Annotated in this window: 15 protein-coding genes; 6 read left to right on the forward strand and 9 right to left on the reverse strand. The window is 72.9% G+C overall.

Going from position 1 to position 14,816, the window contains the following annotated elements; genetic code table 11:
* Positions 1 to 88 precede the first annotated feature (88 nt).
* Positions 89 to 1,096, forward strand: coding sequence for a saccharopine dehydrogenase NADP-binding domain-containing protein (locus tag PVK74_RS24870; protein WP_274477358.1), 1,008 nt, complete (start codon positions 89 to 91; stop codon positions 1,094 to 1,096).
* 54 nt (positions 1,097 to 1,150) lie between these two features.
* Here the strand turns inward: PVK74_RS24870 and PVK74_RS24875 are convergent, their stop codons facing one another.
* Positions 1,151 to 1,609 (reverse strand): lamin tail domain-containing protein, encoded by a 459-nt coding sequence (locus PVK74_RS24875; RefSeq protein ID WP_051611237.1) that lies wholly within the window; start codon positions 1,607 to 1,609, stop codon positions 1,151 to 1,153.
* A 289-nt stretch (positions 1,610 to 1,898) separates the two neighbouring features.
* Between PVK74_RS24875 and PVK74_RS24880 the strand changes: the two genes are divergently transcribed.
* Both PVK74_RS24880 and PVK74_RS24885 read left to right on the forward strand, forming a co-directional pair.
* Positions 1,899 to 4,007 carry a cellulase family glycosylhydrolase gene (locus tag PVK74_RS24880; protein WP_274477359.1) on the forward strand — a complete coding sequence of 703 codons (2,109 nt, stop codon included), beginning with the start codon at positions 1,899 to 1,901 and terminating at the stop codon, positions 4,005 to 4,007.
* 110 nt (positions 4,008 to 4,117) lie between these two features.
* Positions 4,118 to 4,987 carry an alpha/beta fold hydrolase gene (locus PVK74_RS24885; protein WP_187694531.1) on the forward strand — a complete coding sequence of 290 codons (870 nt, stop codon included), beginning with the start codon at positions 4,118 to 4,120 and terminating at the stop codon, positions 4,985 to 4,987.
* A gap of 6 nt (positions 4,988 to 4,993) precedes the next feature.
* Here PVK74_RS24885 and PVK74_RS24890 read toward each other — a convergent pair whose 3' ends face one another.
* On the reverse strand, positions 4,994 to 5,458 hold the full coding sequence (locus PVK74_RS24890) for a hypothetical protein (protein WP_187694532.1): 465 nt from the start codon (positions 5,456 to 5,458) through the stop codon (positions 4,994 to 4,996).
* Between the two features lie 181 nt (positions 5,459 to 5,639).
* Here PVK74_RS24890 and PVK74_RS24895 point away from each other — a divergent pair, with 181 nt between their 5' ends.
* Positions 5,640 to 6,017, forward strand: a complete 378-nt coding sequence (locus PVK74_RS24895) for a hypothetical protein (protein ID WP_166455821.1) — start codon at positions 5,640 to 5,642, stop codon at positions 6,015 to 6,017.
* A 236-nt stretch (positions 6,018 to 6,253) separates the two neighbouring features.
* On the opposite strand, the gene PVK74_RS24900 is transcribed toward PVK74_RS24895, so the two are convergent.
* From PVK74_RS24900 to PVK74_RS24915, 4 genes are all read right to left on the reverse strand, one after another.
* Positions 6,254 to 6,445, reverse strand: a complete 192-nt coding sequence (locus tag PVK74_RS24900) for a general stress protein CsbD (RefSeq protein ID WP_187694533.1) — start codon at positions 6,443 to 6,445, stop codon at positions 6,254 to 6,256.
* A gap of 116 nt (positions 6,446 to 6,561) precedes the next feature.
* Complete coding sequence (locus PVK74_RS24905; protein ID WP_187694534.1) at positions 6,562 to 7,281, reverse strand: VOC family protein; 720 nt, start codon at positions 7,279 to 7,281, stop codon at positions 6,562 to 6,564.
* A gap of 128 nt (positions 7,282 to 7,409) precedes the next feature.
* Positions 7,410 to 8,642 carry a DUF4352 domain-containing protein gene (locus PVK74_RS24910; RefSeq protein WP_274477360.1) on the reverse strand — a complete coding sequence of 411 codons (1,233 nt, stop codon included), beginning with the start codon at positions 8,640 to 8,642 and terminating at the stop codon, positions 7,410 to 7,412.
* Positions 8,643 to 8,717: 75 nt separating this feature from the next.
* Entirely contained in the window at positions 8,718 to 9,374 is a 657-nt protein-coding gene (locus PVK74_RS24915) for a 4'-phosphopantetheinyl transferase family protein (protein ID WP_274477362.1), read from the reverse strand.
* Between the two features lie 129 nt (positions 9,375 to 9,503).
* Between PVK74_RS24915 and PVK74_RS24920 the strand changes: the two genes are divergently transcribed.
* Positions 9,504 to 9,773, forward strand: a complete 270-nt coding sequence (locus tag PVK74_RS24920; protein ID WP_043326829.1) for a hypothetical protein — start codon at positions 9,504 to 9,506, stop codon at positions 9,771 to 9,773.
* Between the two features lie 51 nt (positions 9,774 to 9,824).
* Here PVK74_RS24920 and PVK74_RS24925 read toward each other — a convergent pair whose 3' ends face one another.
* The 3 genes from PVK74_RS24925 to PVK74_RS24935 all read right to left on the reverse strand — a co-directional run bounded on the left by PVK74_RS24925 (position 9,825) and on the right by PVK74_RS24935 (position 13,862).
* On the reverse strand, positions 9,825 to 10,598 hold the full coding sequence (locus PVK74_RS24925; protein WP_043326828.1) for a hypothetical protein: 774 nt from the start codon (positions 10,596 to 10,598) through the stop codon (positions 9,825 to 9,827).
* 2 nt (positions 10,599 to 10,600) lie between these two features.
* On the reverse strand, positions 10,601 to 11,896 hold the full coding sequence (locus PVK74_RS24930) for a VWA domain-containing protein (RefSeq protein ID WP_274477363.1): 1,296 nt from the start codon (positions 11,894 to 11,896) through the stop codon (positions 10,601 to 10,603).
* Positions 11,897 to 12,182: 286 nt separating this feature from the next.
* Entirely contained in the window at positions 12,183 to 13,862 is a 1,680-nt protein-coding gene (locus PVK74_RS24935) for a dolichyl-phosphate-mannose--protein mannosyltransferase (protein WP_064447606.1), read from the reverse strand.
* A 92-nt stretch (positions 13,863 to 13,954) separates the two neighbouring features.
* On the opposite strand from PVK74_RS24935, the gene rsmI reads away from it, so the two are divergent.
* The gene (gene rsmI / locus PVK74_RS24940; protein WP_420800507.1) at positions 13,955 to 14,794 is read left to right on the forward strand and encodes a 16S rRNA (cytidine(1402)-2'-O)-methyltransferase; all 840 of its coding nucleotides are present in this window, start codon (positions 13,955 to 13,957) and stop codon (positions 14,792 to 14,794) included.
* The last annotated feature ends 22 nt before the right edge of the window (positions 14,795 to 14,816 follow it).

Raw genomic sequence — 14,816 nt, forward strand, 5'->3', positions numbered from 1 at the left:
AACTGTACGGGCATTGGCGTTTGCGCCACTGTCCCGGTCGTCGGATCCCGGCGAGGATCAATCCAATCGATCTTCGAGGGGGAACGTCATGCAGGTGGCGGTGTTCGGGGCGTACGGGCACACCGGACGGTTCGTGGTGGCGGAGCTGCGCGAGCGGGGCTACGAGCCGCTGCCGGTGGGACGCGACGCCGGGAGGCTCGCGGCCGCATTCCCGGCGGTGGCGCAGCGGGTGGCGTCGGTCGACGACCCGGGCTCGCTGGACCGGGCGCTGGCCGGGGCGGCGGCTGTGGTCAACTGCGCCGGGCCGTTCGCCTCGACCGCCGGCCCGTTGATCGAGGCCGCGTTGCGGGCCGGAGTCCCCTACGTCGACGTGGCGGCCGAGATCGAGGCGAACCGGGACACGTTCGCCCACTACGCGGAGCGTGCCGAGGCCGCGGGAGTCGCCGTGGTGCCCGCCATGGCGTTCTTCGGCGGACTCGGCGACCTGCTGGTCACCGCCGCGACGGGGGACTGGACGGCGGCCGACGAGGCGCACGTCGCGTACGGGCTGAGCAGCTGGCACCCGACGGCCGGGACGGTCGCCTCCGGCGTCGTCTCGCGCGAGCGCCGCGACGGCCGGCGGGTCCGCTTCACCGGCGGGCGCCTGGTGTACGCCGACGGCGACCTGCCCCGGCGGGACTGGGAGTTCCCGGCGCCGCTGGGTGTCCGGCCGGTGCTGGGCGAGTTCACCATGGCCGACGTGGTGACCGTGCCGAGCCACCTGGACATCCCGGAGGTGTGCACGTACATGACCGCCGACGCGGCCCGCGACCTGGCGGCGGGGGACGCTCCGGCCGCTGTGGACGAGCGGGGCCGGTCCGCGCAGACGTTCGCCGTCGACGTGGTCGTGCGTGCCGGTGACGTCCGGCGGCGGGTGGTCGCGCACGGGCGGGACATCTATGCGATCAGCGCGCCGCTCGCGGTCGAGGCGGTGCACCGTTTGCTCACCGGGCGTGCCCGGGCCAAGGGTGTCGCCTCGGCCGGCCGGATCTTCGACGCGCCGGACTTCCTGCGCGCGCTGTCGGACCACCTCACCGTGCGATCGCTCGCGGCGTGACGGACGGAGACGGCCGGCCCCCCGGATCGGGTGGGCCGGCCGTTTCGCGGGTGGTCAGCAGCTGGTGTAGCCGCGTCCGCCCTTGCCCCAGCTGCAGCTGTCGACCAGGCTGCCGGAGGGGTTGCGCAGGTAGGCGGTGTCGCCGTCGTTGTTCCAGACGTACGCGGCGCGGCCCCAGTAGCGGTGGGTGCCCTTGTTGGTGCCCTTGCCGGTGTGGATGACGATGCTGTTCCCGGCGGCCACCTTGAAGTCGCCGGTGAACGAGTAGACGTGGCCGGCCTTGTCGCGCACGTAGTAGCCCTTGAGGTTCTGGACCGTCTTGCGCTTGTTGGTCAGCTGGACGTACTCGGCGTTCAGGCTCGCGTTCGAGCGGGTGTCCTTGCCGGGGGAGTCGTAGTACACCTTGGTGATCATGAAAGGCGGCGTGGCGGCCTGGGCCGGAGCGGCGGCGGCGAACGTGCCGGCGAGGGCGATGGTGATCGCCGACGCGATGCCGAGAAGCCTTCTGCGCACGATGTCCCCTTGAGGTCAGAGCGGTGTTGGCGGGCGAGAGCGTAGCGAGGATTCCCGGCCGAAATTGTTCCCACGAGGCGTGTCCGGCGGGTTTCGGACCGGCTGGCGGGTCCGGTGTGGCCGGTCGTCGAACCGGCCCGGTCGGTGGGGTGAGGCCGGGACGCCGGAACGGTTACGCATCCACATGCGCCGATTGACAATGTTTGGAATCCAAACTTATTCTCGCGCTGGGCGGGTGCGCGCCCCGCCCTCCCCGTCCACGCGCCCACCCCACCACGAAGGAACCACCATGTTCCGCTCTTTCCGTACCGCCCGATTGCGGGTCGGCCTGGTCGCGGCGACCGCCGCCACACTCGTGGCCGGCACCGCACTGCTGGCGACGAACGCCCAGGCGGCGGCCGGCTGCCGCGTCACCTACACGACCGCCAGCCAGTGGCCCGGCGGCTTCACCGCGAACGTCGACGTGACGAACCTGGGTGACCCGGTCAACGGCTGGAACCTGCGCTGGACGTTCCCGTCCGGCCAGCGGGTCACCCAGGCGTGGAGCGCCACGGTCACCTCCTCCGGCGCCGACGTCACCGCCACGAACGTCGGTTACAACGGCGCGATCGCCACGAACGGCACCGTCTCGTTCGGCTTCAACGGCTCCTGGACCGGCGCGAACACCGCGCCCACCGCGTTCACGCTCAACGGCGTGGCCTGCACCGGCGGCGTCGGCGGAACCACCCCGCCGCCGACCACGACGCCACCGCCGACCACGACGCCGCCCCCGACCACGCCGCCGCCCACCACCCCGCCGCCGGCCGGCAACGCCATGGCCGCCGTCGCCGCCATGCAGCCCGGCTGGAACCTCGGCAACTCCTTCGACGCGGTCGGCGCGGACGAGACCGCCTGGGGCAACCCGCGGGTCACCGAGGCGTTGCTGGACAACGTCCGGGCGCAGGGCTTCAACAGCATCCGCATCCCGGTGACCTGGAGCAACCACCACGGCGCCGCGCCGAACTACACGATCGACTCCGCCTGGCTCAACCGCGTACGCGAGGTGGTCGGCTGGGCGCTCGCCGACGGCTTCTACGTGGTGCTCAACATCCACCACGACTCGTGGCAGTGGATCAACACGATGCCCACCGACCGCACAAACGTGCTGAACCGCTACAACGCGCTCTGGACCCAGATCGCCGCCGCGTTCAAGGACTCCTCGCCGAAGCTGACCTTCGAGAGCGTCAACGAGCCGCAGTTCACCGGCAGCTCCGGCGACGCGCAGAACGCCACGCTGCTCAACGAGCTGAACACGTCGTTCCACCGCATCGTCCGCCAGTCCGGCGGGAACAACGCCACCCGGTTGCTCGTCCTGCCGACCCTGCACACCTCCGCCGAGCAGGCCCGGGTGGACGAGCTGGTCAGCACGTTCAACACGCTCAACGACCCGAACCTGATCGCCACCGTGCACTTCTACGGGTACTGGCCGTTCAGCGTGAACGTCGCCGGCGGCACCAAGTTCGACGCGACGGTCCAGCAGGACCTGACCGACCAGTTCGACCGCGTCTACAACGCCTTCGTCACCCGCAACATCCCGGTGATCATCGGCGAGTACGGGCTGCTCGGCTTCGACCGGCACACCGGCACCATCGAGCAGGGCGAGAAGCTGAAGTTCTTCGAGTTCCTCGGCCACTACGCGCGCAGCCGCAAGCTGACCACCCAGCTCTGGGACAACGGCCAGCACTTCGACCGCACGTCGTTCGTGTGGAAGGACCCCGAGCTGTTCGCGCAGATCAAGTCGAGCTGGACCACCCGCTCCGGCACCGCGTCCAGCGACCAGGTGTACGTGCCGCGCACCGGCACGATCACCGCCAAGAGCCTGACGCTCAACCTGAACGGCACCACGTTCCAGGGGCTGCGCCAGGGCACCACCGACCTGGTCAACGGCACCGACTACACGGTCTCCGGCAGCACGCTGACGCTCACCGCGTCGGCGCTCACCCGGCTGGTCGGCTCCCGCGCGTACGGCGTGAACGCCAACCTCCAGGCACGCTTCTCCGCGGGCGTGCCGTGGCGGATCAGCATCATCACGTACGACCCGCCGGTGCTCTCCAACGCGACCGGCACCACCGCCGCGTTCACGCTCCCGGCGCAGTTCCGCGGCGACCAGCTCGCCACCATGGAGGCCAAGTACGCGGACGGCAGCAACGCCGGCCCGCACAACTGGACCTCGTACAAGGAGTTCGACGTGACGTTCGCGCCGAACTACACCGGCAACACGATCGCGCTGAAGCCGGAGTTCTTCGCCGAGGTCAACGACGGTCAGCGGGTCACCCTGACGTTCCACTTCTGGAGCGGCACGAAGCTGACCTACTACGTGACGAAGTCCGGCAGCACCGTCACCGGCACGGTGAGCTGACGGCGACGGCACGGCTCGCGGCGGTGGGCGTCGACACCGCCGCGAGCCGGTCCCGGCGGAGTTCCCCGCCGGACCGATGAGTTCCCGGGCCGGCGACGGTCGACAGAGGCATGAACACGCTTACTCTGCAGACGCCCGAGGTCGACCTCGTCTACGACATTCGCACGCCGAGCGCCGCCGACGCCGGACACCGCCCGCTGTTCATGATCGGCCAGCCCATGTGCGCCGACGGCTTCGCCACGCTGGCCTCGTACTTCCCGGACCGGACCGTCGTCACGTACGACCCGCGCGGGCTCGGGCGCAGCGTCCGCAAGGACGGCCGCGGCGACGACGTGCCCGAGGTCCAGGCCCGGGACGTACGCGACATCATCGACGCCCTCGGCACGGGACCGGTGGACATGTTCGCCAGCAGCGGCGGCGCGGTGACCGCGCTCGCCCTGGTGGCCGCGTACCCGGACGCGGTGGCCACGCTCGTGGCGCACGAGCCGCCGCTGGTCCAGGTGCTTCCCGACGCCGACGCCGCCCGGCGAGCCATGGCCGCCTGCCAGGAGGCGTACCAGAAGAGCGGCTGGGGCGCGGGTATGGCGGCGTTCATCGCCATGACGTCGTGGCGGGGCGAGTTCACCGACGAGTACTTCGCCCAGCCGCTGCCCGACCCCGCCGCGTTCGGCATGCCGACCGAGGACGACGGCAGCCGGGACGACCCGCTGCTCTCCGACCGCGCCGCGGCGGTCACCCGCTTCCGGCCGGACGTGGACGCGCTGCGCGCGGCGCGTACCCGGGTCGTCGTCGCGGTGGGCGAGGAGTCGGCGGACACCTTCACCGGACGCACGTCGGTGGCCGCGGCCGAGCTGCTCGGCGGCAAGGCCGCGGTCTTTCCCAGCCACCACGGCGGATTCCTGGGTGAGGAGATGGGCCACGCCGGGCAGCCGGAGGCGTTCGCGCGCCGGCTGCGGGAGATCCTCGACGGCGCCGCCTGACCGGACTCAGGCGCGGCGCACGTCGGTGACCATGACCGGGTAGGGGCCGGCCGGCATGTCGGCCCCCGCCTGGTCGGCGGGAACCACGTTCTCCATCCGCAGCCGCAGGGTGGCCGGGTCGGCGGTGTCCACCGTGATCCGCCACTCCCATCCGCCGCCGTACCCGGCGCTCAGCTCGACCGCCGCCGCGCCGCCCGCCGTGCCGGTCAGCGTCATCGGCGTCGGCTGCTGGTGCCACGAGTCGCCCCACCAGGCGACGAGCGAGCCCGGCTCCTCGCCGGCGGCGAGCACCAGCAGACCGTCCTGCGGCCCGTCGTCCGGATGGGCCCACGAGTACGACACGGTGGTCAGGTGGCCACCGGCGGCGGTCGCGACAATGGCGGTGGCCGGCGACTCGGCGAGCGGATCGGCGGGCATCAGACGGAAACCGCTGGTGCCGGCCCAGGACCCGGTGACGTCAGTGAGAACCATCGCCACAGGATAGGAACCACCCCCGACACCGCCCGCCGATGCGGATCACGCGGCGCGCCACCGGGCCCGGTCCTCGCCGGCCTTGCGCGTGCACCGCATCAGCGTGCCCTTGGCGGTACGGCCGGTCGCGCCGACCGGCGAGCAGAAAGCGCCAGGGTGGACGGCGCCCTGGACGGTGCCGGTGGACGGCTTGGTGGTCCGGGGCGCGCTCGTGGTCCGCTTCGGTGTCGGCTTGGGCGTGGTCCGCTTCGGCTTCGGCCGGGGCGCCGGACGCGCGGTCGCGGTCTGCGGCGACGGCTCGGCGGCCCGCGTCGTCGGCGGAGCGGACGGCGAGTCGGTCGGTGCGGCGACGTTCGAGGGCGAGCCGGACGAGTGGGCGGCAGGGGGCGGATCGGCGCTGCGCGCGGTCGCGGTCGAGGCGGCGCTGATCGACGCGGGCTTCTCGTCCGTCGCGCCGCCGACGGCGGCGATCCCGCCGCCGCAGCAGCACAGCACCAGCACGCCGCCGGACACGAGCACGGCTTTCGTGCCGCCGGAAAGCCGGCGCCACCAGGACTGATTCGGTATCGGCCATGATCTCTGCGGTGATGGCTTGGTCACGCAACTCAGTCTGCTTGCGTCATCAATGATTGCGATTGGTCAACTGGCGCGTTTCGCATCGACGCTCGGCGACCCGTGCCGCCGATCCGTCGAGACACACAAGCCGATCATCGTGGATGACCGGACGCCGAGAGATCTTGGAAGATTTCGGCCCCTATGGCAGCCGTTTGCTTCCAAGATCTGCGGTACGGGGAGCTAGGCGGTGAAGTTGTCGTCGGCGTCGCGGGCGTCCTCCTGGATGTGCTCGCCGGGGCGCTTGCCGCGGACCTCGTCCAGTTCCCGCACCCGGTCGGCCTCGGCGTGTTCGTCCTGGTTCAGGTCACCCAGACGGGCCCGGGCCGGACCGGCCAGGTTCTCCAGGTCGTTGTTCGCCCGTTCGACGCTCATGCCGCCTCCCCGGATCGTCGCGTGGCGGCCCTCGCCGCCTGTCACGTCGCGTCCCCGCTGACCCGCACGGCAAACCGCCGCCACCGGATCGGCGTCAGCCCGCATCCGGCCGGCGGTCATGCGGTCGGCAGGGCCGGGATCATGTCCTCGGCGTGCCGCAGCGTGTCGCCCAGCCGGACGCGCGACTCGTCGTCCAGTGGGACCGACCGGGCCTGCCGTACCCGTTCCCGGGCGGCCTCCGGCTCCCCGAGTTGCAGCGCCATCTCGGCCCGGTAGACCAGCGCCTCCACCAGGACGGCGGGGTCGTCGGCCGCGTCGGGCCGGGCCAGCGCGCCGTCGAGGATGCGCGCGGCCTGACCGGCGTCGCCGCGCGAGTCGCCCTGCACCACGGCGTTGCGCAGCGTGCGGGCGAGCCCGCCCCGGTCGTCGTCGGCGTCCGGCGTCGAGGCCCGGGCCACGAACCGGATCCAGTTGCCGCCCGGGTCGACGATGCTGAACCCGGAATGCCCGTCCTGGTTGCGGCGGGGCCGGGGCCGGGTCATCCGGGGTACACCGGCGACCAGCACCTTGCCGTACGTGGCGCGCATGCCGTCGGCGAAGGCGCGGTGCAGGACGGTCAGGTCGTCGACCACCACCAGGCAGGAGCCGTACGAGTCGGCGGGGTCGAACCCGGGCATCCCGAAGAAGTGCAGGTTGAGGTCCTCCCGGCGCAGGGCCAGGTACGGGTTGGGGCGCTCCTGCCGGTGCGTCACCTCGAAGCCGAGCGCCTGGTAGAAGGGCGCCACGTCGTCAAGTGAGCGGCAGGGCAGCAGCGGGATGGTCGTCTCGTTCGCCATGCTCCGAGCCTGGCCACCGGGAGCGCCCACGCGCACATGGAAAGGCCCGAACGGCCGACGGGCATTGTCCGAACGGGCACCGGGGCCGGTCCGAGACGGACCGGCCCCGGTGCGGGGTCAGGCGCGGGTCAGGGCTTCCAGGACCCGGCGGTACGGAAGCGGTGCTTGTACTCGACGACGCCGTTCTGGTCCTTGACGTCGAAGATGAGCTGACCGCTGCGCTTGGAGCCGGCGGGCAGGTTGTTGCCCGAGGTCATCAGTTTGCCGCACCCCGAGAAGGCGCCGCCGATGCCGTTCTCCTCGGTGCCGTCCTCGGCCACCCAGGAGAAGTAGAACGGGTTGATCGAACCGGTGCCCTTGGTGATCTCGGCGGTCACGTCGGCGATCAGGAACATGCCCTTCTTCGGGCCGGGCATGATCTCGTTGCAGGCGGAGTTCCGGGTCCGGAAGTTGCCGACGGTGATCTCGATGGTGCCGTCGGTGTCGTTGACGATCAGCTTGTCGCCGGCCGGCATGTTGAAGGTCTTGTCGTCGGTGGTGCCCGGCTGCGGCGTGCCGGTGGGGCCGCCGGTCGGGGTCTGCTCGTCCGGGACGCCGTAGGTGACGCCCGGCGTGGGCAGCGAGTCAACCGCCTCCTGGGCCTTGTTCACGCCGCTGTAGACGGCGAAGATGCCGCCACCGCAGCAGAGCAGCAGCAGGAGCGCCGCGACGATGCCGATCGTGATCCAGACGTTCTTGTTCGACTTCTTGGCCGGCGGTCCGAACGGCGCTCCCGGCTGATACGGCGCGCCGGTGGGCGGGTACGGCTGCCCACCGCCCGGCGGCGGGTAGCCCCCCGGCTGCTGATACGCCGCGCCCGGCGGCTGGTACTCACCGCCCGGGGGCGGGTACGCGGTGCCCGGCTGCTGGTACTCGCCTCCCGGCGGCTGATACGCCGCGCCCGGCTGCTGGTACTCACCGCCCGGGGGCTGATACGCCGCGCCCGGGGGCTGATACTCACTGCCGGGCGGCGGGTACGGCGCGCCCGAGGTCGGCGGCGCCGGCGGGAACGCCTGGGTGGGAGCGGGCGGCGGGTACTGCTCACCCGGCCCCGGCTGCGGCGGGTACGGCGCCCCGGAGGCCGGCGGATACGGCGCTCCCGACACCGGCGGATACGGCGCTCCCGACACCGGCGGCTGCGGCGTGCCCGGAGGCGGCGGGTAGGGCGCGCCCGAGATCGGGGCCGTCGGCGCGTCCGGGGCGGGCGGCGGCTCGTAGGGGTCGCTCGGCGGCATCGGCGCGGTGGGGAACGCCTGCGTCGGCGGTTCCGGCGGCTGCTGGTTCGGGTCCGGTGACCCGGACGGAGGCTGAGGGTGGCTCACCGTACTCCTTGGGGCGCCTTCGGGATTTCAGTCGGAACGACGGTACAAGCCGGGGTCAACCCGGCCGACAGGGCGTCATCGATGTGGCAGGACGGCGGCGGTGCGGACCAGATCGTCGTCCACCGCGAACCGTCCGGTCACGCGCGACGGCGGATCGGCCACCGGAGCGGCGGCGAGCCGGGCCGGCTCGATCTCGGCGTGGAACGTGCCCGCCTTCGGGTCGAGCGTGACGCGCGCGTCGGCGAAGCCCAGCCAGGTCCCGACGAGCGGGTGCCAGACCTTGTAGACGGTCTCCTTGGCGCTGAACAACACGGTCGGCCAGGGCATCCCGGCCGGCAGCCGGGCCAGGTCCGCCTCCTCGTCGGGGCGGCACACCTTCCGCCGTACCCCGGGGGAGAGCGGGCGGTGCCGCTCGGCGTCGATGCCGACGGCGCGCACGTCGGCGGCGCGGGCGGCGGCGGCCGCGCAGTAGTCCCGGGTGTGGGTGATCGCGCCGACGACGCCGGGCGGCCAGACCGGGGCCCGGTCCGCGCCGGCCGGCACCGGCGTGCCGGTCAGGCCGAGCGTGGCGAGTGCCCGGCGGGCGCAGACCCGGCCGGCGGTGAAGTCGCGGCGGCGGTGGAGCACCGCGCGCTCGCCCAGGGCGGCTCGTTCGGCCGGGAGCAGCTCGCCGGACCAGTCGGCCGGGCCGGCCACCGACACGGCGACCACGGCCGGCAGCAGATCACGCACGTGCGACGGATGACGGAGGCACGCGGTGAACGTACCGTAACGCTGGGGCGTGCGGTGGCGCTGAAGGTGTGTTGCGGGGAGGCAACCGGCCCATCACGACCACGATTCCGAACAGGGAAGGAGCGGCGGATGACGCGTGGCGCGGAGGCACCGGGGAGGCGGGACGGCGAGCACGTGCCGGTGACCCCCGACTGGACCTGCGGCTCGTGCGGTGACGAATGGCCCTGCGCCACGAAACGTCACCACCTGCTGAGCGAGTACCAGGTGGATCGGGCGTCGTTGAGCGTCTATCTCGGCTCCTGCCTGGCCGCGGCCACGCAGGATCTGCGCTCCGTGCCGGTCACCGCGCTCCAGGACCGGTTCATCGGCTGGGTGCCGCGCGGCTCGAGGACGATCTGAGCTCCCGGTGGCCGTCGTGTCGGGTTCACGACGGCCACCGGGAGTGGTCCTTCAGCCGCGGCGGGGCCGCCGGGTGAGCGCGAAGCCCACCACGCCGGCCACGGCGGCGAGCACGCCGCCCACGCCGGTCCACACCCAGCGCGAGCCCGCGTCGGGGAGCCAGCCGGTCAGGTCGGTCTCCTCCTCGGCCACCGGCTCGGGGGTCGGCTCGGCGGCCAGCACCGTGCCGGCCCTCGTGTTCGGCACCAGCGGCGCGGCCAGCTCGCCGTCGTCGCCGGACGCGCCGCCCTCGTCGGTGGCGCCGACGAGCATCTCCACCTCGACCGGCAGGCCGAGGTCGGGCTCGGGCAGGTCGGTGACGGAGAGCCGGACGTAGTAGGTGCCGGGCAGCGGGTCGCCCGACCACGGCTCGGCCCACGGCCGTACCCGGCGCAGCGTGCAGCCGAGCGCCACGCTCGTGGCCGCCGCGTCCGCTGTCGGCGTCTGCGCGCCGGCCGTGCACGCCTGCCGGCGGCGCAGCCCGTCGAAGACGTCGACGGTCCAGGTGGACGCGCCGGTGCGTCGCTTCGGGAACGTGACGGTGGCGGTGATCTCGTGCACCTGCCCGGCGTCGGCCCGGAACGACCAGTACAGGTGGTCGCCGGTCGACGCGCCCACCTGCACCGGCTGCCCGGCGGTGACGGTGGTGGCGGTGAGGAACGAGGTGCCGGCCTTGGTCACAGTGGTCGCGCCCGGTGACGGACTGGGCGCGGCCAGGGCCGCCGCCGGGGTGAGCGCGAGACCGACGGCGGTGGTCGCCGCCGCGGCGCGGATCAGCGTACGCATGCTCAGTTCACCCTCCACGTGTGCACCCACCAGCGGGTGAGCAGTCCGGCGACCAGCCCGGTGAGCAGTCCGGCCAGCGTGAGCAGGAGCAGCAGCACCCAGCCGCGGCCGAGGTCCGGCCCGTCCGGGGCGGGGGAGGCGGCGACCACGTCGACCGTGAGCTCCACCGGCATACCCGGCTGGGTCTGCGTGCCGGGCTTGGCCGCGAAGGAGTTGCTGACCACCAGGCAGACGGTTCGCACGGCCTGCTCCGCGCCGGGACTCGGCTCCGGGCCCGGGCCGTCGTCGTCCTCCTCCTCGGCGGCCGACCAGCGCAGTCCGGCGGAGACCACGTCGGTGCGCCCGCTTCCGGCGTCGACGCCGCGGACCAGTTCCCGCCCGTCCGGCGCGGTGGCGCGCAGCAGCACGCCGTAGTCCGGGTTGACCGGCCGGTCCAGCGCGACGCTCACCGAGGCGCGCAGCTCCTGGCCGGGCCGCACCGGCACCCGGTACCAACGGTGCTCGGAGAACGCCTCCCGGTCGCTGTAGACGCCGGGAGCGAGCAGCGGCGCGCCCTGGCACGCCGCGCCGCCGCCGACCACCGCCGGGGTGGCCGTGTACGTGTCCCGGGCCCGGTCGACGAGCTGCTTGATCCGGCCGGTCAGCTCGTCGGCGCTCTGCGCCGCCGTGTAGGTGCCGCCGGTCGCGCCGGCGATGCAGAGCAACTGCTTGCGTACCTTCTCGTCCGGGGCGAGGCCGAGCGTGTCCACGACGAGCCGGGTGCCCTGGGCGGCCAGCTCGCGCGCCACCTCGCACGGGTCGGGCGGGGCGCAGGTGTCCTCACCGTCGGTGATCAGCACGATCCGGCGGGCGGTGCTGCCGGTGCCCAGGTCCTGCGCGGCGGAGCGCAGCGCCAGCCCGACCGGTGTGAAACCGGTCGGTCGCAGCCCGGCGACGGCGGCCTTGGCCTGGGTACGGTCCACCGGGCCGACCGGCACGATCTGCTGGGTGTCCAGGCAGCCCTGCTTCTTGTCCTTGCCCTGGTAGGTGGCGCCGAGCACCCGGATGCCGAGCTGTGTCTCGTCCGGCAGGGCGTCGACCACCTCGTTGAACGCCTGCTGCGCGACGGAGATCCGGCTGCGCCCGTCGATGTCCCGGGCCCGCATCGAGCCACTGACGTCGAGGACCAGCTCCACCTTGGGTGGCTCGGCGACGGGCTCGGAGGTCTCGTCGTCGGCCCCGGCGGGGCTCGGTCCGATCAGCGCGGCGGCCGTCAGCAGTCCGAAGAGGACAATCGTCGATCGTCTCTTGTTGATCACCGGGCGAAGTGTAGTGAGATCCACTTTGGAAGATCATCCGGGTCCGGCGTCCCTCCGCTCCTGCCTGGCGCCGGAGATCGAACCCGTTATGTTCCCGCAGGATGACCCACTGTTAGATGCCGGAGGTGAACCTTTCGGCAGTGGCGTGCCCGTCGCAAATCTGACCGGCCCGCACCCGTTGTGCCCGTGCCGGAGTGTGGTTAAGCTCTGTCTTGCGCGCCCCAATCGCCCGCTTCCCCCGTGGCAGGCGATCGGGGCGCGCTTCTTTGTGCCGGCGCCCGCGCCTCTAGATCCAGCGGCCGTCCAGCCACATCCGCGCCGACCACTCCGCGTACGGCAGCACCCGGCCCACGAAGATCGGGTAGAAGTACGCGAAACAGAGCGCCACCAGCAACACATAGGCGCCCGCGATGATCCCGCCCACCATCCGCCGATCCCGCAGCTGCTGCGGATCGGGTGGCGCGGCCGTAGCGGTCGTCGCGGTTACCGGCGCCGGAGTGGTGATCGCGCCGAGCACATAGACCACCGCCAGCACCAGGAACGGCACCGCGGGCGCGGCGTAGAAGGAGAACATCGTCCGGCCGTCGAGCGCGAACCAGAACCACGGCAGCAGGCCGGCGGCGATGCTGAGCAGGATCGCGCCCGCCCGCCAGTCCCGCCGGGCCAGGCCGAGCCAGGCGGTCGCGGCGATCGCCGGCAGGAACGACCACCACAGCAGCGGCGTGCCCAGCAGCAGCACCTCCGACGCGCAGCTCGGCGCGCCACAACTGCCGTCCCCGGACCAGTGGAACGCCACCGGGCGGCCGAGCAGCAGCCACTGCCACGGCCAGGACTGGTACTTGTGCGGGTCGTCGAGCTGGGTGTGGAAGCCGTACGAGGCCTTGTGGTATTCCCACAGGTTGTTCAGCGCCCCGATGAACGGGGTGTCGCTCAGCTCCGGGTTGTTCGGGTAGCGCTCGGCCAGGCGGTAGTAGCCCTCGTCGCTGAGCAGCCAGCCCGACCAGGTCGCGACGTAGGTGACCACCATCAGCACGCCGGCCGCGAGCAGCCAGGGCAGCTCGTCCAGCACCGCGTCACGCCACGGGCGGCGAACCCCGGCCGAACGGCGGACGCCCACCTCCCAGAACAGCACCAGCAGCGCGAACGCCGGCACGAAGTAGATCGCGCTCCACTTGACCGAGCAGGCGCAGCCGAGCAGCACCCCGGCCGCCAGCCGCCACCACGGCCAGTTCCGCCAACCGGACGGAGGCCGCCCGGCCCGCCCCGGCCGGGTCGGGTCGAGCCCGGCCTCCAGGGCCCGCGTCCAGCGCCGTCGCCGGGCGTCCCGGTCGAGCACCAGCGCGCCGAACGCGGCCAGCACGAACAGCAGCAGGAAGATGTCGAGGATGGCCGTGCGGGACAGCACCAGGTGGAACCCGTCGAGCGCGAGCAGCAGGCCCGCCGCGCAGCCCAGCACCGTGGACCGGAACATCCGCCGGCCGATGCGGACCAGCAGCAGCACCGACAGTGTGCCGGCCACCGCCGCGCCGAACCGCCAGCCGAACTCCGGCGACGTCGTGATCAGGTGGCCCGGCACCGAGACGCCGCTGTCCGCGTCCTGGTAGCCGAAGGCCCACTCGCCGATCCCGATCATCCACTTGCCCAGCGGCGGATGCACCACGTACGAGGGGCCGTTGTCCTTGTAGTTCCACTCGACGCCGCGGTCGATCAGCCCGTACGCGTCCTTGGCGTAGTAGGTCTCGTCGAAGACCTTGCCGGGCGGGAAACTGAGCCCCACGAAGCGCAGGATCGCCGCGATCGCCACCACCACGGCTGTGGCCAGCCACGCCTGCCCCCGACCGATGCGGTCGTCGACGGTGGCGAGCCGGCGCCGCACGGCGGCGGGCAGCCCGCCCCCGTTGCCGTCGCCGCGCTCGGCGGTGGAAGGGTCCGGGTTCGCGCTCTGTGCTGTCGACGCACTCGTCACCCGGCGATCGTAGGCTGCGAGGGTGCCCGGTGGCGTCCATCGTCTCCGAAATTGGTACGACCATCGATGAGGGAGCACGCGCCGTGGGGGAAATGTCCGAGGTCGGACGGCTGGTGTTGCTCGGCGCGCCGCTGGGCAACCCGGCCGACGCGTCCGCCCGGTTCCGGGAGGTGCTGGCCGTCGCCGACGTGGTCGCCGCCGAGGACACCCGGCGGCTCACCCGGCTCGCCCGCGACCTCGACGTGACGGTGCCCGGCCGGATCGTCTCCTACTTCGAGGGCAACGAGGAGCGGCGCACCCCGGAGCTGGCCGAGGTGCTCGTCGCCGGCTACACGGTCGCGCTGGTCACCGACGGAGGCATGCCGAGCGTCTCCGACCCCGGATACCGGCTGGTCCGGGCCGCCCTGGACGCGGGCGTGCCGGTCACCGCCGCGCCCGGGCCGAGCGCCGTCACCACCGCGCTGGCGCTGTCCGGGCTGCCCTGCGACAGGTTCTGCTTCGAGGGCTTCCTGCCCCGTACCCCCGGCGCCCGCCGCTCCCGCCTGCGGACGCTCGCCGCCGAGGACCGCACGCTGGTGTTCTTCGAGGCGCCGCACCGCATCGCCGGCGCGCTGGCCGACCTGGCCGAGGCGTTCGGCGCCGACCGGCCCGCCGCGCTCTGCCGCGAGCTGACCAAGACGTACGAGGAGGTGGTCCGCCGTCCGCTCGGCGAGCTGGCCGAGTGGGCCGCCGACGGCGATCCCCGGGGTGAGATCACGCTCGTCGTGGCGGGCGCGCCGGCCACGCCCGCGGTCCGGCCCGACGACGACACGCTGCGCGCCGCGGTGGCCGAGCGCGAGGCGGCCGGGCTGTCCCGGCGCGACGCGATCACCGAGGTCGCCACCGCGTACGGGCTGCGACGGCGCGAGGTGTACGCGGTGGTGCACAGCTGAAAGGAAGGGCCCCTTCTTAACG

It is taken from the genome of Micromonospora chalcea, from assembly GCF_028768405.1.
Classification (GTDB): domain Bacteria; phylum Actinomycetota; class Actinomycetes; order Mycobacteriales; family Micromonosporaceae; genus Micromonospora; species Micromonospora chalcea.

Excerpts from the sequence above, each read along its gene's own strand:
- PVK74_RS24870 (WP_274477358.1), top strand. The coding sequence starts at position 89 with ATGCAGGTGGCGGTGTTCGGGGCGTACGGGCACACCGGACGGTTCGTG.
- PVK74_RS24880 (WP_274477359.1), top strand. The coding sequence starts at position 1,899 with ATGTTCCGCTCTTTCCGTACCGCCCGATTGCGGGTCGGCCTGGTCGCG.
- PVK74_RS24885 (WP_187694531.1), top strand. The coding sequence starts at position 4,118 with ATGAACACGCTTACTCTGCAGACGCCCGAGGTCGACCTCGTCTACGAC.
- PVK74_RS24890 (WP_187694532.1), bottom strand. The coding sequence starts at position 5,458 with ATGGTTCTCACTGACGTCACCGGGTCCTGGGCCGGCACCAGCGGTTTC.
- PVK74_RS24900 (WP_187694533.1), bottom strand. The coding sequence starts at position 6,445 with ATGAGCGTCGAACGGGCGAACAACGACCTGGAGAACCTGGCCGGTCCG.
- PVK74_RS24905 (WP_187694534.1), bottom strand. The coding sequence starts at position 7,281 with ATGGCGAACGAGACGACCATCCCGCTGCTGCCCTGCCGCTCACTTGAC.
- PVK74_RS24920 (WP_043326829.1), top strand. The coding sequence starts at position 9,504 with ATGACGCGTGGCGCGGAGGCACCGGGGAGGCGGGACGGCGAGCACGTG.
- PVK74_RS24925 (WP_043326828.1), bottom strand. The coding sequence starts at position 10,598 with ATGCGTACGCTGATCCGCGCCGCGGCGGCGACCACCGCCGTCGGTCTC.
- rsmI (WP_420800507.1), top strand. The coding sequence starts at position 13,955 with ATGTCCGAGGTCGGACGGCTGGTGTTGCTCGGCGCGCCGCTGGGCAAC.